The following is a 23,290-nucleotide window of genomic DNA, read 5'->3' on the forward strand; positions in this document are numbered from 1 at the left end:
CGGGGCACTTTATGCCCCGTCCATGATTCAGCGGGTCACTTCGGCTGAGCCGGCGAGTTGACCGTGATGGTGCCCGCGATGATGTCGGCCTTGAGCTTGTCGATCTCGGCCTTCAGGGTCGCGTCGATCTTGGTGTCGAACTCGTGGTACGGAGCGAGCGAGACGCCGTTGTTCTGCAGCGTGCCCTTCGCACCCGTGTTGTTCAGCAGCGTGCCGTTCGAGGTCGCCGCCTTGCCGAGCGCGTCCGAGACCAGGTCGGTCATGTTCTTGACGACCGTGGTCAGCATGACCGAGCAGTACTTCGTGGTGGTGCAGCCGTCCGAGTCCACCCAGATCACGGTGTACTTGGTGCCGGCGTTGGCGGCGGTGCCGAGGCCCGCGCCACCGGCGACCGGCATGATCACGTCGGCGCCCTGAGCGGCCAGCGCGTCGGACTTCGCCTTGCCCGCGTCCTGCTTCACGAAGTCGTCCGTGAACAGACCGTCCTGCTTGTCCTTGTCCCAGCCGAGCAGCACGACGTTCTTCTTGTGAACCTCGTTGTACTTCTTCACGCCGTCCGCGAAGCCGTCCATGAAGATCGTCACCGGCGGAATCTTCTTACCGCCGTAGGTGCCGACCTTGCCGCTCTTCGAGTAGCCCGCGGCCAGGTAGCCCGCGAGGTACGCGGCCTGCTGGGTCTCGAACTGGATCGGGTAGACGTTGGCCTGGTCGCCGTTGCCCGAGTCGACGATCGCGAACTGGATCTTCGGGTTCGCCTTGGCGGCGGCGGTGGTCGCGTCGGCCATCAGACCGCCGACGGCCTGGATGTACTTGCAGCCCGCGGCAGCCTGGTTCGTCAGGTTCGGCTGGTAGTCCGACATCGCCGAGGACGCCACGTAGCTCGTGGTGATGGCGGTGTTGGCGGCCTTGGCCTTCTCCATACCCGCCCACGTGCCGGCGTTGAACGAGTGGTCGTCGATGCCGCCCGTGTCGGTGACCATGCACGCCTTGTAGGCGGCACCGGCGGCGCTCGACGAGCCGCCGCTCGGGTTGTCGGCAGGCTTGCTACACGCGGCGGCAAACAGCGCCAGGCCGCTGGCCGCGACAAACGCGGCAATCTTCATCCCACGCGCAGGGCGCAAGACGGTCTCCTCTCCCATGTGACGTCGCAAGTCCAGGTCTGCTGTTGCAAACAACTTGCGACGAATCTACGGACGGGAGATTACGCCTCTCCCTGCCCAACAGCGGATCATCGTGCCCGGTTGTTGAGCACCCGTTATGGCCGCGTGACTAAGAGGTGCACTGGATCACCTCAGCCACCCGTCATGATCCCCGTCTTCGAGGAATCTATCGCTTTTGTCGGTATTGCGGGCCCGAACGAGGTAGCTTGTCAGCGCCAGAAGACGGCGACGCCGGCAGTCACGAGAACCATGCCGATGATGCCGAAGAAGTGGCCCTTCGAGACCTCTTCGCGTTTGCGTACCGGGAAGACGGCGCCGAAGATCAGCAGGGCCAGCACCAGCTTCACGATCAGTTTCGCCGTCGGCGGCTCGTCGCCTTCGTCCCGCAGCGGCGCCGACAGCGCAAGCCCGGTGACCAGCTGGGTCCAGACGCCGATCAGCATCGCCTGGTTGATCCGGAACTTCCCGGCCAGCCACTGGGTGACCGCGCCGCCGAGCAGCAGCGCGAAGCCGATGAGGTGGGCGTACAGCAGGATGTACCGAACGATCTCCTTCACGCCGCGCAGCTTACGCCAGTCGCCACACCTGCACGTCGGGCCCGCCGGTCGCCGGGACCACGCCCGCGACCAGGTCCGCGCCGCCGTACAGATTTGCGCCCGTCAACCCCAGGTCGATCGGCCCGCTCGCGGCCCGTCGCGCCACGACCAGCAGCGTCTCGGTCGCCGTCTCGCGCAGGAAGGCCAGCGTGTCGGCGGCGGCGTACACCCAGCGCAGGCCGCCGTGGCGCAGCGCCGGCTGGTCGTTGCGCAATTTCACCAGCGACTTGTACGCCGAAAGCGTCTCCCGATCCTGATCGCTCGCCCGATTCCACGGCATCGGCGTACGGGAGTTCTCCCCGTTCCACCCAGTCAGACCAAACTCGTCACCGGCGAAGACCATCGGCGTACCCGGCATGGTCATCTGCAGGGCCACCGCGACCAAGTGCCGCTCCCGGGTTCCCGCGACGGTCCGCATCCGGGCCGAGTCGTGCGAGTCCAGCGGGTTCCACGAGTGAACAAGGGTGCGCCACGACATCCGGGCGCCGAAGTCGTGGACGGTGTCCAGCACCGACTCCGCCGTACGCCGCGGAACCCCGCCCGGGACTCCGAAGAAGTAGTCGTTCGGAGTGTCCGGGGCGCAGAGCCAGGTCCAGATCGGGCGGGTGAACCCGCCGTAGTTCATGGTTCCCTGCCAGCCGTCGTGGTCGACGTCGCCGGTCGAGTCGTGCATGTGCTCCGCGACCAGCATCGCGTCGGGGCGTACGCCGAGGATCTCCCGGCGCAGCAACGCCGCGACCTCGTGCGTACGGTTCTCCTCGGCGCGGCGGCCGGTCATGTTCGCCACGTCGACCCGCCATCCGTCGAGCAGCGGCGACCCGTCCGGCTTGTGCAACCACTTCCGCAGTACGCCGATCATCCGCTCCCGGGTCAGCGGGCTGCCCCAGTTGAGCTTGGGCAGGCTCTTGACCCCGTTCCACGACTCGTAGTCGCCGTCGGCCAAGCCGTAATCCGGGCCGAAGTAGAACATTTCGCGTTCCGGTGAATCCGGATCCTCGGCCGCAGCCTGGAACCACTCATGGGCGTCACCGCAGTGGTTCGTCGTGATGTCGCCGATCAGCCGCATACCCCGGGCGTGGACGGCGTCGGCAAGACGGTAGAGCGCCTCATCCCCGCCGAGCAGCGGATCCACCACGTCGAAAGTGGACGCGTCGTACCGGTGGTTGGACCGGGCCGGGAAGATCGGGGTCAGGTAGACCGTGTTCACGCCGAGCGCGTGGATGTGGTCGAGGTGCTCGACGACGCCGTCCAGGTCACCGCCGAAGAACTGCTCGGCGGTGCCCGGACCGCGGCCGATCACCTCGTCCAGGTCCCACTCGCGGGGCAGTGCCCAGTCGGGGAGGTCATCCTTGTCCAGCGCTCCGGCGTTCGCCGCGCGGGCGTACCGGTCCGGGAAGATCTGGTAGACGATCGCGTCGGCCATCCACTCGGCCGGGACGTCGTAGGTGACCAGCCGGAAGTCGGTGGTGTCGGTGAGATCCCCGGCCACCACCCCGGCGGCGGTCAGCCAGTACGGCTCGCCCTCCTCCGGGAGGAAGTAGAACCGGTAGTTGGTCACCGGGTTCCGCGCCTCGTACTGGATGGCCCACCACTCGCCGTCGGCATGGCGTACGGGGAGGAAGCGCGGTTCGCCGTCCGGGGTTCCCCGCAACCAGACTTCCCGAATCCGGGCCGCTGCTGGTACGCGTACCCGCAAAGTCACGACCTCGCCCAGCGTGGGCCGAGCGGTCGAGACGTAGAGCGAGGAGCCGTCATGATGGGGTTGATCGATAAGACGCACGTCGCGTCCCCTTCTCGTGAGAAGTCGACGTTTCATCCCACACGATGGTGGGGTCGCGACAGTTTCGCGTTGATCATGAACCTAGGGTTCCGCAGAACAGCTAGAGCGGAACCCTAGGTTCATGATCAACCCTGGGAGAGCTAGCCCTTCACCGCGCCCGCGGTGAGGCCGTTGACGATGTACTTCTGGAGGTAGAGGAAGACGCCCACGGTCGGGACCGCGGTGAGCAGCGTGCCCGCCGCGAACATTCCGAAGTTGGCGTTGCGCTCGCCCGCGACCAGGCCGTAAAGGCCGACCGCGAGGGTCTTGGACTCGGGGTCGCGCAGGAAGATGTTGGCCATCAGCACCTCGCTCATCGTGCCGATGAACGCGAGCATCGCGGTGACCGCGAGGATCGGCGCGACCAGCGGCAGGATGATCCGGAAGAAGACCTGCACGTGGGAGGCGCCGTCGACGGTGGCCGACTCGTCGAGTTCCTTGGGCACCGTGTCGAGGAAGCCCTTCATCAGCCAGGTGTTCACGCCCAGCGCCGTGCCCATGTAAAGCAGCAGCAGACCGGCCGGGGTGTCGAAGCCGATGTAGCGCCAGTTCTCGGTGATGTCGGTGAACAGGATGAAGATCGCGACGATCGCCAGGAACTGCGGGAACATCTGGACCAGGAGCAGCGCCAGCAGCCCGACTCGACGGCCGTGGAACCGCATCCGGCTGAAGGTGTAGGCCGCGCTGAAGCTCAGGAAGACGCTGGCGAACGACGAGACGAGCGCGATGACCAGCGAGTTCATGAACCAGTGGGCGAACGCCGTGTTGTCGAACAGGTGCTGGAAGTTCTCCGCGCTCGCGCCGGTCGGCCACAGCTTGGACGAGGCCAGCGTGCCGAGCGGGTTGAACGCCGCCGACACAACGAAGACGATCGGGAAGAGCGAGAAGACGGCCACGAGCACGGCGATCAAGTGCCGCCAGCCCGTGCGCTTGAACCAGGTCACGAGTAGACCTCCTCGAGCGACCGGCTGCGCCGGAACCCGATGATCGACATGATGGCGACCAGCGTGAAGATGATCACCGAGACGGCCGCCGCGAAGCCGAGCTGCGCGATGCCGCCGAAGGCCAACCGGTAGGTATAACTGATCAACAGGTCGGTCGCACCGACCGTGGCGTTGTCGATGGCGTACGGCCCGCCGTCGGTGACCAGCTTGATCGCGTTGAAGTTGTTGAAGTTGTACGCGAACGACGAGATCAGCAGCGGGGTGAGCGCGACCAGCAACAGCGGCAGCGTGACCCGGCGGAAGCCTTGCCAGGCAGTGGCCCCGTCGATGCTGGACGCCTCGGTCAGCTCCCGGGGTATCGCCTGCAACGCGCCGGTGGCCACCAGGAACATGTAGGGGAAGCCGAGCCAGAGGTTGACGAGGATCAGCGACATCCGGGCGGTCATCGGCTCGCCGAGCCAGTCGATGTGCCAGCCGAACAGGTTGTTGATCAGGCCGAAGTCCTTGTTGAACATGTCCCGCCAGACCAGCAGCATCGCGAACGACGGCATCGCGTACGGCAGGATGATGATGACCCGGTAGATCTTGGTGCCCCGCATGCGCGGCGAGTGCAACGCGAGCGCGCACAGCAGGCCGAGCGCGAAGGTGGTCAGCACCGAAGCCGCCGCGAAGGCGAAGTTCCAGACGAAGACCGCGAAGAAGTTCCCGGAGACCGTCTTGTCGGTGAAGATCCGGGTGAAGTTCGCCAGGCCGACGTTGACTTTCCAGCCCTGGGCGATCGTCTCGCCGTCCGCGCTGCGGAAGTAGCCGTTCTTGGCGTCGGCGGTGTAGGTCTTGCCGTTCTTGGTGTCCTTGACGCAGTCGCAGGCCGCGTCGTAGTCGCGGACGGAGGTCAGCTCGACCGCCTTGCTCAATCCGCTCGACTTGATCGCGCCCTGCTCGGTCGGCACCGCGAAGTTCGCGATCTCGTCGCCCCGGGCGCTCGCGTCCGGCTTGCTGAGGATGTCGTAGCCGGGGACCTCGGAGAGCTGCTTGGTCAGCGACAGGTTGGCGTCGGTGAGACCGGGCAGCTCGGTCAGGCCGTCCGGCGTACCGACCTTCGCCTGGTCGAGCAGCGGTTCGCCCTTGTCGTCCACCGGGACCAGCAGGAAGACGAGCTTGCCGTCCTTCAGCGCGGGCGACAGGTTGTACGACGCGGCCCCGGCGACCTGCTCGAGGGAGCTGGTCTGGATGGCGGTGATCGCCTCTTCCTTGGTGCCGCGGTGGCCGTCGCCGAAGTTCGTGAACGCGGTGCTCACCGTCAGGATCACCGGCACGAGTTGGAACACGACCAGGAACACGGTGCCGGGCAGGAGGTATTTGAGCGGGACGTGCCGCCGGCTGAGATAGAGGTACGCGATCCCCGCGCCGGCCGCCACCAGCACACCGACACCGATCCAGTTGTCGGTGCGGATCAGCGGCGGCAGGCCGAAGACCAGCAGGGCGGCGACGAGGCCGAGCGCGATCAGCCGGCCCACGAGGAACCCGACGGTGATCTCGCGCGGGCGGTAGTCGGCGGGGCGGTGCGGTTTCGAGTCGGAACCGCGCTGGCCGGGCAGGCCGGAGCGCGGGGAGCCGGAGCTCCCCGCGCCCGTCACGCCACCCGACCCGGATGAGGTCGTGCTCGGCGTCGTCATCGGCGTCGTCTGCCTACTTCTTCTTCGCGATCGCGTCGTTGATGGCCTTCGCCGCGGCCTCCGCGGCGGTCTTCGGGTCGCCACCCTTGATCACGGCCACCTCGGCGTTGCCGAACGGGCCCCAGATCTCGTTCATGGCGGGGATCGCCGGCATCGGCAGGCCGTCCTTGCCCGCGTCGAGCCACTTCGCCACGTCCGGGTCGGCGGCCTTCGCGTCGTCCTGCGCGGCCAGCAGCGCCGGCGGACGCGGGTCGGCGGCGTACAGGGCGTTGGCGACCTCCTTGTTCGTGACGTAGTTCGCCACGAACTCCTGGGCCATCGCCTTGCTCTTGCCCTTGCTGGCGACGAAGAAGGCCTGAACACCGAGGAACGGCTGGGCCGGCTTGCCGCCGGAGAAGCCCGGGATCGGGGTGATGTCGTACTTGATGCCGGCCTTCTTGATGTCGGCGATGTTCCACGAACCGGTGATGAAGAAGGCGGCCTTCTTGGCGGTGAAGGTCGCGGTGACGTTCTCGGCCGCGATCGAGGTCTTCAGCGCGCCGGCGCCCTTCTCGCCCAGCTCCTTGAGCTTGGTGAAGGCGGCGATCGAGTCGGCGCTGTTGACCGTCACGTTGTTCGGGTCCGGGTCGCCGGCCGAGGTGAGGCCGAACAGCGAGCCGCCGCCCGAGGAGTAGATCGGGTAGATGTGGTACGCGTCGCCGGAAGCGCCGCACTGGTCGAGCAGGATCTCGCTGACCTTGCCCGACTTCTTCAGGTCCTGACCGGCCTTGACCAGGTCCTCGATGCTCGCCGGAGCGGTCGGGGCCAGGTCGGTGTTGCGCACGAGAGCGATGTTCTCCAGCGCGTACGGGGCGCCGTAGATCTGGCCGTTGAAGGTCACGGCCTTGACCGCGGCCGCCGCGAAGAGCGACTTCTGCTGCGGGGACAGCTGCACCGGGTCGATGGCGCCGTTCTGCACCAGGTTGCCGATCCAGTCGTGCGCGCCGACCACGACGTCCGGGCCGCTGCCCTGCTGCGAGGCGGTCACGAAGACCTGCTGCAGGTTCTCGCTGATCTCCTTGACCTCGACGGTGACGCCGTTGTCCTTGCCGAACTGGTCGGCGTACTTCTTGAGCACGGCCGAACGCTTGGTGTCGGCCCAGATGACCAGCTTGCCGTTGCCCTTGTCCTTCGACGGGGTCGCCGTGGGCTCGTCCTTCGATCCGCATGCCGCCAGCGCCGAGGCGGACGCCGCCGCGCCCAGAGCCGCAAAGACGGTACGTCTACGCATCAAGGTCTCCTGTTCAGATGGGCCACGCCTTCAGGGGCCCGGAGGGGGTCAAACCAGGGGTATGCAGTTGTGTGTTGCGCGCACGTTAGCAAGACTTTGCAAGGAGTGGAAGTCCTTGCAGCCCCGTAGCCGCAAGATCTTGTCTGTTCAGTTAGCATTCCGCCATGCGTGCACGTCTGGCCGACATTGCTCGGCAGGCCGAAGTGAGCGAGGCCACGGTCTCGCGGGTCCTCAACGACCGCCCTGGGGTGTCGACGGAGACCCGCCAGGCGGTGCTGACCGCGCTCGATGTGCTGGGCTATGAACGCCCCACCAAGCTGCGCAAACGTAGCGCGGGCCTCGTCGGGCTGGTAGTTCCAGAGCTCGACAACCCGATCTTCCCGGCATTCGCTCAGATCATCGAGTCGGCCCTCGCCCAGCAGGGATACACCCCGGTCCTGTGTACGCAGACCGCCGGCGGCGTGACCGAGGACGAGTACATCGAGATGCTGCTCGACCGCCAGGTGGCGGGCATCGTCTTCGTCTCCGGCCTGCATGCCGACACGACGTCGGATCCGGACCGCTACCGCAAGCTCCTGACACGTCCGCTGCCGATCGTGCTGGTCAACGGCTTCGTCGAGGGCCTGGAAGCGCCGTTCGTGTCGGTCGACGAGCGGGCGGCGGCCGACTCCGCCGTCTCCCATCTCGCCGCCCTCGGTCACAAGCGGATCGGCCTGATCTCCGGGCCCGACCGCTTCCAGCCGGTGCAGCGCAAGATCGCCGGTTACCGGGACGCCATGCGCCGCCTGCTGCAGCTGAGCGACCGAGACATGGATTCGATGATCTCCCTGTCGCCCCTGTTCGGCGTCGAAGGCGGGTACGCCGCGACGACCCGGCTGCTAGACCGCGGGGTGACCGCCGTCGTCTGCGGTTCCGACCTGATGGCGCTCGGGGCGATCGGGGCGGCCCGGCAGAAGGGCCTGAACGTCCCCGGCGACTTCAGCGTGGTCGGCTTCGACGACTCCCCGCTGATGGCCTTCACCGACCCACCGTTGACCACGTTGCGGCAGCCCATCCGGGCCATGGCGGTCGCCGCTGCGCGGGCGCTGATCGACGAGATCCTGGGGCATCCCGCGCCGCACTCCGAATACGTCTTCCGCCCGGAGCTGGTGGTACGCGGCTCCACCGCCCAAGCCCTTTCGCGTTGACCCCCACCCCGTTTTTCGCGTTGATCATGAACTAACGGTCGTGCTCGACGGCGTGTCGCGTCCCCCAGACCGTGATCAACACACCCGCACAGAGCCATCCTCGTGAAACTTGCTGAAAGCTTCTGCTTGACGTTTGCAAGGTTTGCAGCGCATTCTTCATCCCGTCACCAGTCAGGTGGCGGGTGGAGAGGAGCAGCAGCGTGCGCGGGTGGCGAAAGCGGGCCGGATGCGCGCTGCTGCTCGCCGTAGCGGGCTGCTCGGCGGCTCCCCTTGCAGAAGCCCAGCCGTCGGCGTCGGCGTCGCTGTCATCTGGGAGCGCTCCAACCGGCGTCGTCGTCCACCTCTTCGAGTGGCCCTGGACGTCGGTCGCGACCGAGTGCCGCGACCAGCTCGGTCCGGCCGAGGTGGCGGCGGTCCAGGTCTCGCCGCCGCAGGAACACGTGGTCCTGGCCGACCAGGGCTATCCGTGGTGGCAGGACTATCAGCCCGTCTCGTACCAGCTCGGCAGCCGGCGCGGTGATCGGACGGCGTTCGCCGCGATGGTCACCGCCTGCCACGCCGCCGGCGTCAAGATCTATGCCGACGCCGTCGTCAATCACATGACGGCCCAGCTGTACGGGGTCGGTTCGGCCGGCACGAAGTTCACCCAGACCGGCTATCCGGACTACGACGGCTCCGCCGACTTCCACCACTGTGGGAAGTCGATCGCCGACTACACCAACCGCAACGAGGTGCAGAACTGCGATCTCGTCGGGCTCGCCGACCTGGCGACCGAGCGCTCACCCGTGCGGGATCGGCTGGCTGCGTACCTGAACGATCTGCTCAGCCTCGGAGTCGACGGGTTCCGGATCGACGCCGCCAAACACGTGCCCGCGACCGACCTGGCCGCGATCTACGCCAAGCTGACCAAGACGACCGGCGGGACTGCTCCCGTCATCTACCAGGAAGTCCTCTTCAGCGTCAGCGAACCGATCCAGGCCGAGGAGTACCTGCCCTACGGCGCCGTCCTGGAACCCCGGTACGGCCCGGATCTGGCACGCGCACTGCGTACCGGCAGCAGCCTCGCCAATCTGGAAGGGCTCGGCGACGAGTCGGGTACGCCCCTGGTGGACTACAAACCGTCCGCGTCCGCCGTCGTCTACGTGGATAGTCACGACAGCCAACGCGGCGGCACCACGTTGACCTACAAAGACGGCGCGCTCCACATGTTGGCCGGGCAGTTCATGCTGGCGTACCCGTATGGGACGCCGCTGGTGATGTCGAGCTTCACCTTCGACTCCTACGACGCCGGACCGCCGAGCGACGCCAAGGGCACCACGCTGCCGGTCTCCTGTGGGCACGGCTGGGAATGTGAGCACCGCTCGCTGCTGAACCTGGTCGCCTTCCGGGCGGCGGTCGGAGACGCGCCGGTGTCCCAGTGGTGGGCAACCGACGACCAGCTCGGCTTTGCGCGTACAAGCAAGGGATACTTCGCCTTGAACCGCGCAGCTGCCGCCGTGACCCGGACCGTCGAGACCGGACTTCCGGCCGGGACCTACCGCGACCGCGTGCATGGCACCGCCGTCACCGTCGACGCCTCGGGCCGCGCCACCGTGACCATTCCCGCGCAGAGTGCGCTGGCCTTCGACCTGACTTCCCGCTGAGATTCCACCCCCTGCGAAAGGAACCACCTGTGAGCACGACCGCCGCCCCGGCCCCGACGATCCTGGGCAACGACGACTGGTGGCGCGACGCGGTCGTCTACCAGGTCTATCCGCGCAGCTTCGCCGACGGCGACGGCGACGGGACCGGCGACCTGCGAGGCGTCCGGCAGAGGTTGCCCTACCTCAAGGAACTGGGCATCGACGCGATCTGGCTCAGCCCCTTCTACACCTCACCGCTGGCGGACGGCGGCTACGACGTCGCCGACTACCGCGACGTCGACCCGCGTTTCGGCACCCTCGCCGACTTCGACGACATGACCGCCGACGCGCACGCGCTGGGCATCCGGATCATCGTCGACCTCGTCCCCAACCACTGCTCGAACGAGCACGAGTGGTTCCAGGCCGCGCTTGCCGCCGGGCCGGGCGCGCCCGAGCGGGACCTGTTCATCTTCGGCGACGGCCAAGGCGAGCAGGGCGAACTGCCGCCGAACGACTGGGAGTCCATCTTCGGCGGACCGGCCTGGACCCGGGTGCCGGACGGCCAGTGGTACCTGCACCTGTTCGACCCCGGTCAGCCCGACTTCAACTGGGAGCACCCGGCCGTTCGCGCCGAGTTCCGCGACATCCTGCGGTTCTGGCTCGACCGCGGAGTGGACGGATTCCGCATCGACGTCGCCCACGGGATGATCAAGGCCGACGGCCTGCCCGACGTCGGGCGTACCAGTGCCGACGGCGAGCGGCAGGTCGTCATGATCGGCAACGACACGCTGCCCTACTTCGACCAGGACGGCGTCCACGAGATCTACCGCGAATGGCGGCCCATCCTCGACTCGTACGCCGGAGGCCGGATGGCCGTCGCCGAGGCGTGGGTGCCGAACGCCCAGCGGCTCGCTCGCTACATCGGCGCCGACGAACTGCACCAGGCCTTCAACTTCGACTTCATGATGGCCTCGTGGGACGCCGAGTCCTTCCGGACCGTCATCGACAAGTCCCTGGCCGAGGCCGACCTCGTCGGCGCGCCGACCACCTGGGTTCTATCCAATCACGACAAGCACCGGCACGTGACGCGCTACGGCGACGGGGAACTCGGTCTCGCCCGGGCCCGCGCCGGGACGCTGCTCATGCTGGCGCTGCCGGGTTCGGCGTACCTCTACAACGGCGAGGAACTCGGCCTCAACGAGGTGCTCGACCTGCCCGACGAGCTGCGGGAGGACCCCGCTTTCCGGCGTACGGGCGAGAGCCGGGACGGGTGCCGGGTGCCGCTGCCCTGGTCCGGCTCGCCGGAAACGGGGTTCGACTTCGGCCCGGCCGGTGCGGCCCGCCCTTGGCTGCCCCAGCCGGCGTCCTGGTCCGGCCTCACCGCCGAAGCTCAGGAGAACGACCCGGCATCGACGCTCAATCTCTACCGCGCTGCGCTCCGGCTCCGCAAGGAACACCCAGCCCTGGGCGGTGGAACCTTGACCTGGCTCGACAGCCCTTCCGGCGTACTCGTGCTGCGTCGCGAACCCGGGCTCGTGGTCGTCGCCAACGTCTCCGGTGAGCCCGTCGACCTCGCGTCCTATGGCTCGGAGGTGGTTCTGGCGAGCGGGCCGCTCGACGGCGACGGCCGCCTGCCGGCCGACACCACCGTCTGGCTCACCGCCTGACCCGCCCCTTTCCGCGCCCCCCGGGCGACTTTCCGCGCTCCCCGCGGGCGACTCTCCGCGCGATCATGAACTAACGGTCGTGCTCGACCGGCGTGTCGCGTTCCCAGCGCCCTGATCGTTCACCGGACTAGGTGATCGACTTTGGCCCAGCCGGAGCCGATGTCGATCACCTAGTTACGGGAACGATCAGGGCGTTAGAGGATCAGCGACCTGGAAAAACGCAGTCGATCACCCCGGTTAGTTCATGATCGCGCGGAAGGTCCCCGCGGGGAGCGCGGAAGGTCCCCGGAGGAACGCGGAAGGTCCCCGGGGAACGAGGGGGCTACTTGGCGGCAGGGATGAAGCCGACGCGGTCGTAGACGGTGGCGAGCGTCTGGGATGCCACCGCGCGCGCCTTCTCCGCGCCGATCGCCAGCATCTTGTCCAACTGCGCCGGGTCGTCGAGGTACTCGCGGGTGGCTGCCTGGATCGGGGTCACGAACTCGACGAACACCTCGGCGAGGTCCTTCTTCAGATCGCCGTAGCCCTTGCCGACGTACGCCGAGACCAGGTCTTCGATCGTCCGGCCGGACAGGGCCGAGTAGATCGTCAGCAAGTTGCTGACACCGGGCTTGTCCTCGGGGTCGTAGAGGATTTCGCGACCGGTGTCGGTCACCGCCGACTTGATCTTCTTGGCCGATCGCGCCGGGTCCTCCATGATCTCCAGCAGCCCGGTCGGCGTCGACGACGACTTCGACATCTTGGCCGTCGGGTCCTGGAGATCGAGGATCTTCGCGGTCTCCTTCGGGATGTACGCCTCCGGCAGCGTGAACGTCTTGCCGAAGAGGTGGTTGAACCGCTGCGCGAGGTCGCGGGTCAGCTCCAGGTGCTGGCGCTGGTCTTCGCCGACCGGCACCGCGTCGGCCTGGTAGAGCAGGATGTCGGCGGCCTGCAGGATCGGGTAGGTGAACAGCCCGACGCTGGCCCGTTCCGCGCCCTGCTTGGACGACTTGTCCTTGAACTGGGTCATCCGCGAGGCCTCGCCGAAGCCCGTGATGCAGCTCAGCACCCAGCCCAGCTGCGCATGCTCGGGCACCTGCGACTGGATGAACAGCGTGCTGCGCGTCGGGTCGATGCCGAACGCCAGCAACTGCGCCAGACTCACCCGCGTCCGGTCGCGGAGCACCTTCGGCTCATGGCCCGCGGTGATCGCGTGAAGATCGACGACCATATAGTACGCATCACAGCTGTCCTGCATGGTCACCCAGTTGCGCACCGCACCGAGATAGTTGCCCAGGTGGAACGAGTCCGCAGTGGGCTGGATCCCGGACAGGACCCGGGGACGGCGATCGGTGGGCGCGACAGACATGGACCTATTGTTCCAGTCCGCGCTCCGCGCCATCGACCGCCCCGCGCCAGCGACGTTGATCATGAAGTTTGCGCCACGACACACCGCCGAGAACGACCTTTAGTTCATGATCAACGGGGTGGGGCGGCAGGGGCCGACGGGGTGGGGCGGGAGAGGGCGGGGTCAGTCCCGGCTCTGCGCCAGGACGGCGGAGACGACTGGCGCAGGATTGCCGATTTCGAGCGCTGCGTTGTGCGTACCAGCTGGAAGTGCGAGCGGAACCGGCGCGGCCTGAAGCTGGTGCGGAACCTCGGCCACCCGGGCCAGGACGACCCGCGCGACCCGGCGGCCGTCGAGCGCGAGCACCCGCAGCGTGACGCCGGCCCCGGGGACCTCGACCGTGTCGCCGACCCGGGCGAGCCGGCCGAGCGCGGCCATGAGGTAGCCCCCGAGCGTCTCGTAGGGGCCCTGGGCCAGCTCCACCCCGGTACGCCGGGCGAAGTCGGCGAGGCTGAGCCGCCCCTCGACCTCGGCCGGGAGCAGGCCGGTGAACGGCTCGTCGTCCTCGTCGTACTCGTCGTGGATCTCGCCGACGAGCTGTTCGATGAGGTCTTCGAGGGTCACGATGCCGGCGGTGCCGCCGTATTCGTCGACGACCAAGGCGAGCTGGTGACGTTCCCGCCGCATCTCCGACAGGGCCGGCAGCAGCCGGATCGCCGCCGGTAGACGCATGATCTCCCGCACCAGTACGCGCAACGGCGCACCCGGGTCGCCCGCCAGCAGATCCCGCAGGTGGACGAAGCCGATGACATTGTCGGCGTCGCCGTCGACCACCGGGAACCGGGAGTGATGCCGGCCGCGGGCGACCGCCTCGGCCTGCGACCGCTCCCAGCGGGCGTCGAGGAAGACCACATCCGGCCGGGGCACCATGACCTCGCGGATCAGCGAGTTACCGCTGGCCCAGACGTCGTCGATGATGCGGCGTTCGTCGCCGCCGAGGTGGATGTTGGTGGTCACGAGGGCACGCAGCTGATCCTCGCTGAGCCGCTCCCGCAGGACCCTCATGATCCACGGGGACAGAGTTCGAGCAAAGAGTCCGGGTCTATGACCATCGGGCATCTTTGCATGGTACGACTCCACGCGGCCGGGGTCCCAGCAGCACGTAGTGTTGCCAGCGAACCGTTAGGGAGGTCTCATGAAGCTGCTCGTCACCGGGGGTGCCGGATTCGTCGGCGCGACCGTCACCCGCCTGCTGCTCGACGCCGGCCACGAGGTGGTGGTCCTGGACGACTTGTCGCGCAACGACGCCGACCAGGTCCCCGCCGAGGCCACCTTCGTGCAGGCCCGGGTGCAGGAGGTCGGCGAGGTGCTCACGCCCGACGCCGGCTTCGACGGCGTACTGCACTTCGCGGGGCTCATCTCCGCCGGCGAGTCGATGGCCCATCCCGAGCTGCACTGGGAGGCCAACACCCGGGCGGGGCTCAACCTGCTGGACGCGATGCGTACGGCCGGGGTGAAGAAGCTGATCTTCTCGTCCACCGCCGCCTGTTACGGCGAGCCGTCCGAGCTGCCGCTGACCGAGCGCGCCGTCACCATGCCGATCAACACCTACGGCGCCACCAAGCTCGCCGTCGACCTGGCCATCGCCTCCGAGGCCCGCGCGCACAAACTCGCCGCGGTCAGCTTGCGCTACTTCAACGTCGCCGGAGCATTTGTACGCTCGACCGAAACGATGATCGGCGAGCGCCACGATCCGGAGACCCACCTGATCCCGATCGCCCTCGAAGTGGCGGCCGGGAAGCGGGAGAAGCTGCCGCTGTTCGGCGACGACTACCCGACGCCCGACGGCACCTGCATCCGCGACTACATCCACGTCGCCGACCTGGCCGAAGCCCACCTGCTCGCATTGGCCGCAGCGGTGCCCGGCGAACACAAGATCTACAACCTCGGCAGCGGGACCGGGTTCTCCAACGCTCAGGTCGTCGACGCTGTGCGTACCGTGACTGGGCACCCCGTTCCGGTCGAGTGGCTTCCGCGACGGCCCGGCGACCCCGCCTCCCTGTACGCCTCCTCCGCCCTCGCTCAGGCCGAGCTCGGGTGGACTCCTTCGCGTACCTCGCTTGAGGCGATCGTCGCTGACGCTTGGGCCTTCTACACGCGCCGCTGACCGCGCGCTGGACGCGCCGGGTGCTTGCGCGTTATCCGGGATAACGTCGCTATTCCCGCGAGAATAGGGACGTTATCCCGGATACAGAGTTGATCAAGCTTCCGGAGACAGAGACGATCAAGCCGTCCCAGGACGCAAGCGGTCAGCCCAGGATGGGAGCGAGCGCCCCGATCAACGCGCCGTCGTTGGAGTCCTGAGAGATCTCCCAGGCCATCGCACCCCGAAGGCCGAGAGCCTTGACCAGAGCCGTACGCTCCCCGATCGACTTCGGGTCCGAGTAGCAGATGGTCGTCGCGACCGTCACCGTGCCGCTGCTCAAAGCGTGTACGCCCGCCGGGTTGACCAGGTAGGGCTCACCGGCCAGGGCGTTCCATCTGCGGGTGTACCCGTTGGCGTCGATGATCCCCGCCACGTCCACCAGGTCGTGATAGGACGGCTGGGGCTTCTGGTCCCATTGGAGCGAATCCCCGTCGAGACCCGTGTTGTCGAACGGACCGTAGAGCCCGGCGTCCGACCGGATGTACTGGTTGGCGTAGAACGGCACGCCCACCACGATCTTGTTCGCCGGTACGCCCTGCGTCAGGTAGTACGCGACGGTGCCGACGGTGTTCCACGTCCAGTCGGACGCGTTCGGGTCCCGGGGGTCCCGGGTGAACAGCGTGTCGTGCGCTGCGACGGCGCCACCCATGACGTTGAAGTCATAGGTCATGATGTTGGCCCAGTCGAGCTGCTTCACGAAGTCCCGCAGCTCGTAGTACTTGGTGGAGTTCTTCGCCGCCGGCAGCGCCGCGGTCAGCAGGTAGTGCTGCCCGGTTTCCCGGCCGAGCGCGTCGAGCTGACGACGGAACTCCTGAGCCAGGAGGGTGGCGTTGTGCCGGTCCTCGGGACCGTAATCCGCATTCCCGCCGGCGAGCGCCGTCGGGTACTCCCAGTCGAGGTCGATGCCGTCGAAGACGCCCGCCGCGGCGCCGATGCCGCCCGCGTTCTCCGGCCAGCCACCGGTCGGCAGGTTGCCCTTGATGAAGGTGTCGATGCAGGACGCGACGAACGCCTCACGGCGGGCGGCGGTCTTGGCGACCTGGGCGAAGTGCGTGGACTTGGTCCAGCCACCGAGGGAGATCTCGACCTTCAGCCCGGGGTTGGCCGCCTTGAGCTTGCGGAGCTGGTTGAAGTTGCCGTAGAGGTGCTGGTCGGGGTAGTTGTCGGCGACCCCGTCGACGGTGTTGTCGCCCGACCAGTAGACCTGCTGGAAGTCCGCCCACGGGTCGAGGACGGAACAGCCGGGGGTCTCCGTGGCCGCGTCGAAGGTGGGTACGCCGAAGGCGTACTGGATGACGTTGAGCTTGTCGACGGGGATGTCTTTGACGTAGTAGCCCCGCCCGTAGACGTTCCAGTCGGCGAAGTAGGCCGACACGACCTTCTTCGGCGCCTGCCCGCCGTGAGGGGCGCCGGCGCTGGCGGCCTGCGGAGGCAGGAGCGCGACGCCGACGGCGAGCGCCGCCGCCACCGCGACGCCCGGCCTGACGAGTGAACGAATCATGTGACGACCCTCACTCCCAACCGAGCATCTGTCAAGAGTCCTAACAGATAGGGCCGCTGGGCTGCCCCGATGTACGCCGACTACCATCCAGCCCATGACAGCAGCCGTCCGCGCGCACGACCTCTTCCAGCACCTTTACGGGGCGGAGCCGGTCGGCGTCTGGGCCGCTCCCGGTCGCGTGAACCTCATCGGCGAGCACACCGACTACAACGACGGATTCGTCCTGCCCTTCGCCCTGCCGCACCGCACCGCGGTCGCCGCCGACGTGCTCGCAGAGCAACGCTGGTCGGTCACCTCGGAGCTGAGCGGCGACACCGTCGAGTTCACCCTCGACGCCAAGGTCGACGGGTGGGCGGCGTACGTCGCGGGCGTGGTCTGGGCGCTGGCCGAGCAGGGCCATCAGGTTCCCGGCGCCCGCCTCACCATCGCCTCCGACGTGCCGATCGGCTCCGGTCTCTCGTCGTCGGCCTCCCTCGAGTGCGCGGTGCTGACCGCGCTGGCCGACCTCGGCGGTCTCGACCTCCCCGTCGCCGACCGTCCCCGGCTCGCGCAACATGCCGAGAACAACTACGTGGGCGCGCCGACCGGCATTCTCGACCAGTCCGCCTCCATCCTCTGCACCGCCGGGCATGCGCTGTTCATGGACTGCCGCTCGCTGCGTACCGAGCAGATCCCGTTCGATCTGGCCGCGGACGGACTGGCCATCCTCGTGGTCGACACCCGCGCGCCGCACAGCCACGCGGACGGCGAATACGGCGCGCGCCGGGCCGCCTGTGAGCAGGCGGCGGCCGAGCTGGGGGTGGCCGCTCTTCGCGACGCGGTCCCGGCCGATCTGGACCGGCTTTCCAACGATCTACTGGTACGCCGTGCGCGCCATGCGATCACCGAGAATCAGCGGGTGCTGGACACCATCGAGCTGCTGCGCTCGGGGCGGCACCGGGAGATCGGGCCGCTGATGACCGCCTCGCATGCGTCGCTGCGGGACGACTTCGAGGTGACCGTGCCGGAGTTGGACGTCGCCGTGACCGCCGCGTTGACGGCGGGGGCGTACGGCGCGCGCATGACCGGCGGCGGCTTCGGCGGCTGCGTGATCGCCCTCGTCGACGCCGACCACGTGGACAGCGTCGCCGACGCGGTGGCGAAGGCGTTCGCCGAGCACGGGTTCGCCGAGCCGGCCGCGTTCAAGGCCGTGCCGAGCGCCGGCGCCGGCCGGATCTGACGCCCGCTGGGCTTACGCCCGCTAGCCTTCTGCGCTGGATCAGGGTTCCCGGTCGAATCTCGCCGGGGAGCCTCTCGGGCGAGCCGCCGGGAGTGCGGTCAGTCAAGATTCGACACAGAACCATGATCCGGCGGGGAGCGCGCGCCACAACCAACCCGCATCCGCGAAGATGAACGGGTGGTGGCGATCTTCCGACGGATCCAGCGGCTTGGCAGCGCGGCGCTGGGGCGCTATGAAGATTCCGTGGCCGCCGCACGGAAACGATCCGGGGTCTTCGACAACTTCTGGGGCGCAAAGGAGCGCTACTCGGAGGTACTAGGCGGCCGTCTCGCCGCCGCGATCGCCTACTACGCCTTCTTCGCACTGTTCGCGCTGTCCCTGGTCGCGTTCTCCGTATTCGGTATGGTGTTCAGCTCGAACGACACGGTCAAGGGCGCCGTCACCGACTGGCTCGCCCAGACGCTGCCGACCTTCCAGCCGGAGCAGTTGCAGGCCAACTCGACCGCGATCGGCATCTTCGGTCTGGTCGGTCTCGTCTTCACCGGGCTCGGCTGGGTCGACGCCTTCCGGACGTCGCAACGGGCGATCTGGCGGCTCGAGCAGCACCCGGGCAACCTGTTCATCCGCCGCGTGGTGGATCTCGGGATGCTCCTGGCGCTGACCCTCGTCCTGGGCCTCTCGCTGGCCGTCATCGACCTGTCCTCGGCCCTGTTCAGCTGGATCTCCGGGGACACGTCGTCGATCTGGCTGACGCTGTCGACCGCTGCCGTGACCCTCCTGGTCAACAGCTTCATCGGGGCCGCGCTGCTGACCGTGCTACCCCGCCTGCACGTCCAGCCCCGGCGGCTGATCCCCCCGGCGATCATCGTGGGAATCGCCGTGTCGCTGCTCAACTGGGGCGGCCGGGCGTACATCACGCACTCATTGCGGTTCTATCCGACCGCGACGGTGATCGCGACGACCGGCGTACTGCTGCTCTACCTCTACTTCTTCAACCAGATCGTGCTCTGGGGGGCGGCGCTGGCCGCTGCCTCGACCCGAGGACGGTTCATCGACCTGGCCGCTGGGCCACGCCCGGCCGACCCGCCGGAAGACCAGCCGGAGCCGGCGGACCCGCCAGCCGATAGTCCCGCTGGGGGTGCCAGCGGTTCGCCGGCGACTTGATGTCCCCGGTATGCGTGAAGAGCGTGAATTCGCTGACCTCGAATCGGGCCTCGAACCCGGCCAGCTTCTCGAAGACGTCGTCGAGCGCCGGTTCGGGCACGTCCTGAGCCACCGTCACGTGCGGGTGGTACGGGTAGTGCCGCGGACGTTGTAGTTCCGGCGTCGCGGTGATGGCGGCGGCCAGCTGCTCGCATTCGCTGATCCCGGCGGCGACGGCGACGAAGACGACTTCGGTGATCGGCCGGAAGGTGCCCGTTCCCCTCAGGAGCAGCTCGAACTCCGTATGCTCAGCGGCCACCACGGCGAGGTGCCGCTCGATCGCGTCCAGGTCGGCCGGGTCGATCTCGGTCGGCCCGAGCAACGTGACGTGGGCGGGGATGGCTGTGCCCAGCGGATCCCCCGCCTCGATGCGATGGCGGGTCAGCTGCGGTCCCCACGGGGGCGGGACGTCGACCGCCACGCCGATCCGGACGGTCTGCGTCATGGCCGCCCCCTTTCGGACGGGACTGTAGCCATCCTGATCCCGGCGAGGATCGTCCGTTCCTCCAGCGATCATCACCCGTTCGCCGGGATCGCGCGAGCTGAACCCGCCCTCATTCACGAAAGCGTTCGCGCTGGATCAGGGTTCCGGGTCGAATCTTGGGGCAAGATTCGACCGAGAACCCTGATCCAGCGCGCGAAGAAGGCAGCCTCAGGACGCGGAAACGATCATCCCCGCGCCGACGGTCCGGTTCGTCACCTCGTCGATGATGATGAACCCGCCGGTCGTGCGGTTCCGCCGGTACTCGTCGACCAGCAGCGGTTGCGTCGTACGCAGCCGGATCCGGCCGATCTCGTTGAGCCCCAGCGAGGAAGCCGACTCGTCCCGGTGCAGCGTGTTGATGTCGAGCCGGTAGTTCAGGGCCTTGACGATGCCGCGTACCGACCGCGTCGTGTGCTTGATGGCGTACTTGCCCCCGACGGCGAGCGGCGCGCTCTCGTCCATCCAGCAGACCATCGCCTCGATGTCCTGGGCCACCGCCGGAGCGTTGTGCGGACGGCAGATGAGGTCGCCACGGGCGATGTCGATCTCGTCTTCCAGCCGGACGGTCACCGACATGGGCGGGAACGCCTCTTCGACTGGCCCGTCGGCGGTGTCGATCCCGGCGATGCGGGTGGTGAGGCCGCTGGGCAGGACGAGCACCTCGTCACCGGGCTTCAGTACGCCGGACGAAACCTGGCCGGCGTACCCGCGGTAATCGAGGACGGCCGAGGACTGGGGCCGGATGACGTACTGCACCGGGAAGCGAACGTCGACGAGGTTGCGGTCGGACGCGATGTGCACGTGCTCCAGGTGGTGCAGCAGCGACGGCCCCTCATACCAGGGCATGTTCTCACTGCGGCTGACGATGTTGTCGCCGTTGAGCGCCGAGATCGGGATCGCGGTGAGGTCCGGCGCATCCAGCTTGGCGGCGAACGACGCGAACTCGTCGGCGATGGAGTCGAAGACCTCCTGCGAGTAGTCCACGAGGTCCATCTTGTTGACGCAGAGCACCAGGTGCGGCACCCGCAGCAGGGAGCAGAGGAACGCGTGCCGCCGAGACTGCTCGACCAGGCCCTTGCGGGCGTCCACCAGGATGATCGCGAGGTCCGCAGTGGATGCTCCGGTGACCATGTTCCGGGTGTACTGAATGTGCCCGGGGGTGTCGCCGATGATGAACTTGCGCCGGGGCGTGGCGAAATACCGGTACGCGACGTCGATGGTGATGCCCTGCTCGCGTTCCGCTCGCAGCCCGTCGGTGAGCAACGCCAAGTTGGTGTACTCGTCGCCCCGCGCCGCGCTGACCGCCTCGACCGCTTCGAGCTGATCGGTGAACAACGACTTGGTGTCGTAGAGCAGGCGGCCGATGAGCGTGGACTTGCCGTCGTCGACCGATCCGGCGGTGGCGAACCGGAGCATGTCGACTTTGTCGACCGGAGACACAGTCATGCGGGCGGGCGGGCTCGTCAGCGTCGGCGCAGCCGACTCATCGGGTTTGATCTGCGACAAGCCCATCAGAAATACCCCTCACGCTTGCGGTCTTCCATCGCCGCCTCGCTGACCTTGTCGTCGCCGCGGGTCGCCCCGCGTTCGGTGATCCGGGTCGAGGCGACCTCGTCGATCACCTTCTCCACGGTGTCGGCCTCGGACGGCACCGCAGCGGTCAGGCTCGCGTCGCCGACGGTGCGGTAGCGGACCCGGCGCTTGGTGACGGTCTCCCCGGCCCGGGGCCGGATGTACTCGTTGACGCCGAAGAGCATGCCGCCCCGGTCGACGACCTCACGATCATGGGCGAAGTAGATCGAGGGAAGGTCGATGCGCTCGCGAGCGATGTAGTGCCAGACGTCCAGCTCGGTCCAGTTGGACAGCGGGAACACCCGGATCGACTCGCCGGGGCTGATCTTGGAGTTGTAAAGCGACCACAGCTCAGGACGCTGGTTGCGCGGGTCCCATTGGCCGAATTCGTCGCGGAAGCTGAAGACGCGCTCCTTGGCTCGGGCCTTCTCCTCATCCCGGCGCGCTCCGCCGAACAAGGCGTCGAAGCGGTACTTCTCGACCGCGTCGAGCAGCACCGGAGTCTGGATGCGGTTGCGGGTGCCGTCAGCAGGCTCGCGTACCAGTCCCCGCTCCAGCGCGTCGGGCACGCTCGCGACCACCAGCTGCACGCCGAGCTCGGCGACCCGACGATCCCGGTACTCCATCACCTCGGGAAAGTTGTGGCCCGTGTCGACGTGCATCACCGGGAACGGGATGCGGCCGGGGTGGAAGGCCTTCTCGGCCAGCCGGAGCATGACGATCGAGTCCTTGCCGCCGGAGAACAGCAGCACCGGGCGTTCGAACTCCGCGGCGACCTCGCGCATGACGAAGACGCTCTCCGCTTCGAGAGCGTCCAGGTGCGATATCCGATACATAGCCGGGGAGCGCTCGCGTGAGCCGCTGCCGGGAGCGCTCGCGTGAGCGGCCAGAAGTTCGGTCTGCGTGCGGTCAGCCTGGGACATCAGATTTCCAGACCTTTCCTAGTGCTTTGCTGGGGAATTAAGCTACCCGGCGATCGACGACGGTTCAACCGGCCTGTGACGTGGTCAACAGTTCCCGCTCGATCGCCTCCAACAGCGGGCGGGCCAGCCGCGGGCGACACACCAGGAGGTCGGGCAGCCGCGGGTCGGCCTGGTTGTAGATCAACGGCGAGCCGTCCAGCCGGGACGCGTGCAGACCCTGGGCCAGCGCCACCGCGACCGGCGCGGCGGAGTCCCACTCGTACTGCCCGCCCGCGTGCAGGTAGGCGTCGGCCTCGCCGGCGATCACCGCGGCGATCTTCGCGCCGGCCGAGCCCATCGGCACCGGCACCGCGCCCAGCTCCTCGGCCACTCGCGCCACGAACTCCGGGGGCCGGCTGCGGCTCACCGCGATGCGTACCTGCGCGCCGTGCGCGGTCTGCTCCGGCGGCGACTGCGGCGCGCTGTCCGTGGCGAGCACACTGCCCTGAGCGGGCAAGGCGATCGCGCCGGCGGCTAGCCGTCCCTTCTCGCTCTTCAATGCTCCACTGGTACGCCGTCTCCTGCGGGCTGCGCTCGCTGGTGTCGTCGTCCACAACGCGACGTGCACCGCCCAATCGGTTCGCCCGGGTTCGGCGTACTCCCGGGTGCCGTCGAGCGGATCGACGATCCAGATCCGTTCGGCGTCCAGGCGGTCGGCGGCCTCATCGGCGTCCCGGGCGCCGAGCGCCTCCTCGGAGAGCACCGCGTCCTCCGGCCGCCACGCGGCCAGCTGCGCCATGAGGAACTCGTGCGACCGGCGATCTCCCTCGGCCCGGAGTCGGCCGGGATCGGCGAAACCGACCTCCGTCCGCAGGTCGAGCAGCAGTTCCCCGGCCCGGGTGGCGAGGTGACGGGCGAGTTCGGCGTCCAGCATG

General features: G+C 68.0%; 19 protein-coding genes. 6 read left to right on the forward strand and 13 right to left on the reverse strand.

The features are described from left to right. Positions 1 to 35: 35 nt before the first annotated feature. From HOV77_RS04350 to HOV77_RS04375, 6 genes are all read right to left on the reverse strand, one after another. On the reverse strand, positions 36 to 1,103 hold the full coding sequence (locus HOV77_RS04350; RefSeq protein WP_290857836.1) for a BMP family ABC transporter substrate-binding protein: 1,068 nt from the start codon (positions 1,101 to 1,103) through the stop codon (positions 36 to 38). Between the two features lie 266 nt (positions 1,104 to 1,369). Then, positions 1,370 to 1,717 carry a hypothetical protein gene (locus tag HOV77_RS04355; protein WP_290857837.1) on the reverse strand — a complete coding sequence of 116 codons (348 nt, stop codon included), beginning with the start codon at positions 1,715 to 1,717 and terminating at the stop codon, positions 1,370 to 1,372. A 10-nt stretch (positions 1,718 to 1,727) separates the two neighbouring features. Continuing rightward, on the reverse strand, positions 1,728 to 3,536 hold the full coding sequence (locus tag HOV77_RS04360; protein WP_290857838.1) for a glycoside hydrolase family 13 protein: 1,809 nt from the start codon (positions 3,534 to 3,536) through the stop codon (positions 1,728 to 1,730). A gap of 140 nt (positions 3,537 to 3,676) precedes the next feature. Beyond that, positions 3,677 to 4,519 (reverse strand): sugar ABC transporter permease, encoded by an 843-nt coding sequence (locus HOV77_RS04365; protein WP_290857839.1) that lies wholly within the window; start codon positions 4,517 to 4,519, stop codon positions 3,677 to 3,679. Then, the gene (locus HOV77_RS04370; RefSeq protein ID WP_290857840.1) at positions 4,516 to 6,195 is read right to left on the reverse strand and encodes an ABC transporter permease subunit; all 1,680 of its coding nucleotides are present in this window, start codon (positions 6,193 to 6,195) and stop codon (positions 4,516 to 4,518) included. The genes HOV77_RS04365 and HOV77_RS04370 overlap by 4 nt, the downstream gene beginning before the upstream one ends. Before the next feature lie 13 nt (positions 6,196 to 6,208). Beyond that, on the reverse strand, positions 6,209 to 7,465 hold the full coding sequence (locus tag HOV77_RS04375; protein ID WP_290857841.1) for a maltose ABC transporter substrate-binding protein: 1,257 nt from the start codon (positions 7,463 to 7,465) through the stop codon (positions 6,209 to 6,211). Between the two features lie 164 nt (positions 7,466 to 7,629). Between HOV77_RS04375 and HOV77_RS04380 the strand changes: the two genes are divergently transcribed. The 3 genes from HOV77_RS04380 (at position 7,630) to HOV77_RS04390 (ending at position 11,941) form a co-directional block, all read left to right on the forward strand. Beyond that, positions 7,630 to 8,652, forward strand: a complete 1,023-nt coding sequence (locus HOV77_RS04380; RefSeq protein WP_290857842.1) for a LacI family DNA-binding transcriptional regulator — start codon at positions 7,630 to 7,632, stop codon at positions 8,650 to 8,652. A gap of 200 nt (positions 8,653 to 8,852) precedes the next feature. Next, complete coding sequence (locus tag HOV77_RS04385; RefSeq protein WP_290857843.1) at positions 8,853 to 10,295, forward strand: alpha-amylase family protein; 1,443 nt, start codon at positions 8,853 to 8,855, stop codon at positions 10,293 to 10,295. A 29-nt stretch (positions 10,296 to 10,324) separates the two neighbouring features. After that, positions 10,325 to 11,941, forward strand: coding sequence for a glycoside hydrolase family 13 protein (locus HOV77_RS04390; protein ID WP_290857844.1), 1,617 nt, complete (start codon positions 10,325 to 10,327; stop codon positions 11,939 to 11,941). A gap of 322 nt (positions 11,942 to 12,263) precedes the next feature. Here the strand turns inward: HOV77_RS04390 and trpS are convergent, their stop codons facing one another. Both trpS and HOV77_RS04400 read right to left on the reverse strand, forming a co-directional pair. Next, positions 12,264 to 13,289, reverse strand: coding sequence for a tryptophan--tRNA ligase (gene trpS / locus HOV77_RS04395; RefSeq protein WP_290857845.1), 1,026 nt, complete (start codon positions 13,287 to 13,289; stop codon positions 12,264 to 12,266). A 162-nt stretch (positions 13,290 to 13,451) separates the two neighbouring features. Next, positions 13,452 to 14,333 carry a hemolysin family protein gene (locus tag HOV77_RS04400; protein WP_290857846.1) on the reverse strand — a complete coding sequence of 294 codons (882 nt, stop codon included), beginning with the start codon at positions 14,331 to 14,333 and terminating at the stop codon, positions 13,452 to 13,454. 130 nt (positions 14,334 to 14,463) lie between these two features. Here HOV77_RS04400 and galE point away from each other — a divergent pair, with 130 nt between their 5' ends. Further along, positions 14,464 to 15,435, forward strand: a complete 972-nt coding sequence (gene galE / locus HOV77_RS04405; protein WP_290857847.1) for a UDP-glucose 4-epimerase GalE — start codon at positions 14,464 to 14,466, stop codon at positions 15,433 to 15,435. Positions 15,436 to 15,577: 142 nt separating this feature from the next. Here the strand turns inward: galE and HOV77_RS04410 are convergent, their stop codons facing one another. Continuing rightward, positions 15,578 to 16,975: a glycoside hydrolase family 18 protein gene (locus HOV77_RS04410; protein WP_290857848.1), complete on the reverse strand. Its 1,398-nt coding sequence runs from the start codon at positions 16,973 to 16,975 to the stop codon at positions 15,578 to 15,580. Positions 16,976 to 17,069: 94 nt separating this feature from the next. Between HOV77_RS04410 and galK the strand changes: the two genes are divergently transcribed. Together galK and HOV77_RS04420 are read left to right on the forward strand one after the other, a co-directional pair. Continuing rightward, on the forward strand, positions 17,070 to 18,194 hold the full coding sequence (gene galK, locus HOV77_RS04415) for a galactokinase (protein WP_290857849.1): 1,125 nt from the start codon (positions 17,070 to 17,072) through the stop codon (positions 18,192 to 18,194). Between the two features lie 243 nt (positions 18,195 to 18,437). After that, on the forward strand, positions 18,438 to 19,358 hold the full coding sequence (locus HOV77_RS04420; RefSeq protein ID WP_290857850.1) for a YihY/virulence factor BrkB family protein: 921 nt from the start codon (positions 18,438 to 18,440) through the stop codon (positions 19,356 to 19,358). Here HOV77_RS04420 and HOV77_RS04425 read toward each other — a convergent pair. The 4 genes from HOV77_RS04425 to HOV77_RS04440 all read right to left on the reverse strand — a co-directional run bounded on the left by HOV77_RS04425 (position 19,243) and on the right by HOV77_RS04440 (position 23,289). Beyond that, positions 19,243 to 19,842 (reverse strand): 2'-5' RNA ligase family protein, encoded by a 600-nt coding sequence (locus tag HOV77_RS04425; RefSeq protein WP_290857851.1) that lies wholly within the window; start codon positions 19,840 to 19,842, stop codon positions 19,243 to 19,245. The genes HOV77_RS04420 and HOV77_RS04425 overlap by 116 nt on opposite strands. Before the next feature lie 207 nt (positions 19,843 to 20,049). Then, positions 20,050 to 21,327, reverse strand: coding sequence for a GTP-binding protein (locus tag HOV77_RS04430; protein WP_290857882.1), 1,278 nt, complete (start codon positions 21,325 to 21,327; stop codon positions 20,050 to 20,052). A gap of 65 nt (positions 21,328 to 21,392) precedes the next feature. Next, on the reverse strand, positions 21,393 to 22,376 hold the full coding sequence (cysD, locus tag HOV77_RS04435) for a sulfate adenylyltransferase subunit CysD (protein WP_290857852.1): 984 nt from the start codon (positions 22,374 to 22,376) through the stop codon (positions 21,393 to 21,395). Between the two features lie 64 nt (positions 22,377 to 22,440). Then, positions 22,441 to 23,289: a 3'(2'),5'-bisphosphate nucleotidase CysQ gene (locus HOV77_RS04440; RefSeq protein ID WP_290857883.1), complete on the reverse strand. Its 849-nt coding sequence runs from the start codon at positions 23,287 to 23,289 to the stop codon at positions 22,441 to 22,443. Between the last annotated feature and the right edge of the window lies 1 nt (position 23,290).

This window comes from Hamadaea sp. (assembly GCF_013362815.1).
Taxonomy (GTDB): Bacteria; Actinomycetota; Actinomycetes; order Mycobacteriales; family Micromonosporaceae; genus Hamadaea.

Bases quoted from the DNA above. Each gene is read 5' to 3' on its own strand.
- HOV77_RS04410 (WP_290857848.1), bottom strand. From the start codon at position 16,975: ATGATTCGTTCACTCGTCAGGCCGGGCGTCGCGGTGGCGGCGGCGCTC.
- HOV77_RS04440 (WP_290857883.1), bottom strand. From the start codon at position 23,289: ATGCTGGACGCCGAACTCGCCCGTCACCTCGCCACCCGGGCCGGGGAA.
- galK (WP_290857849.1), top strand. From the start codon at position 17,070: ATGACAGCAGCCGTCCGCGCGCACGACCTCTTCCAGCACCTTTACGGG.
- HOV77_RS04380 (WP_290857842.1), top strand. From the start codon at position 7,630: ATGCGTGCACGTCTGGCCGACATTGCTCGGCAGGCCGAAGTGAGCGAG.
- HOV77_RS04375 (WP_290857841.1), bottom strand. From the start codon at position 7,465: ATGCGTAGACGTACCGTCTTTGCGGCTCTGGGCGCGGCGGCGTCCGCC.
- HOV77_RS04430 (WP_290857882.1), bottom strand. From the start codon at position 21,327: ATGACTGTGTCTCCGGTCGACAAAGTCGACATGCTCCGGTTCGCCACC.
- galE (WP_290857847.1), top strand. From the start codon at position 14,464: ATGAAGCTGCTCGTCACCGGGGGTGCCGGATTCGTCGGCGCGACCGTC.
- HOV77_RS04370 (WP_290857840.1), bottom strand. From the start codon at position 6,195: ATGACGACGCCGAGCACGACCTCATCCGGGTCGGGTGGCGTGACGGGC.
- HOV77_RS04400 (WP_290857846.1), bottom strand. From the start codon at position 14,333: ATGAGGGTCCTGCGGGAGCGGCTCAGCGAGGATCAGCTGCGTGCCCTC.
- HOV77_RS04350 (WP_290857836.1), bottom strand. From the start codon at position 1,103: ATGAAGATTGCCGCGTTTGTCGCGGCCAGCGGCCTGGCGCTGTTTGCC.
- cysD (WP_290857852.1), bottom strand. From the start codon at position 22,376: ATGTCCCAGGCTGACCGCACGCAGACCGAACTTCTGGCCGCTCACGCG.
- trpS (WP_290857845.1), bottom strand. From the start codon at position 13,289: ATGTCTGTCGCGCCCACCGATCGCCGTCCCCGGGTCCTGTCCGGGATC.
- HOV77_RS04425 (WP_290857851.1), bottom strand. From the start codon at position 19,842: ATGACGCAGACCGTCCGGATCGGCGTGGCGGTCGACGTCCCGCCCCCG.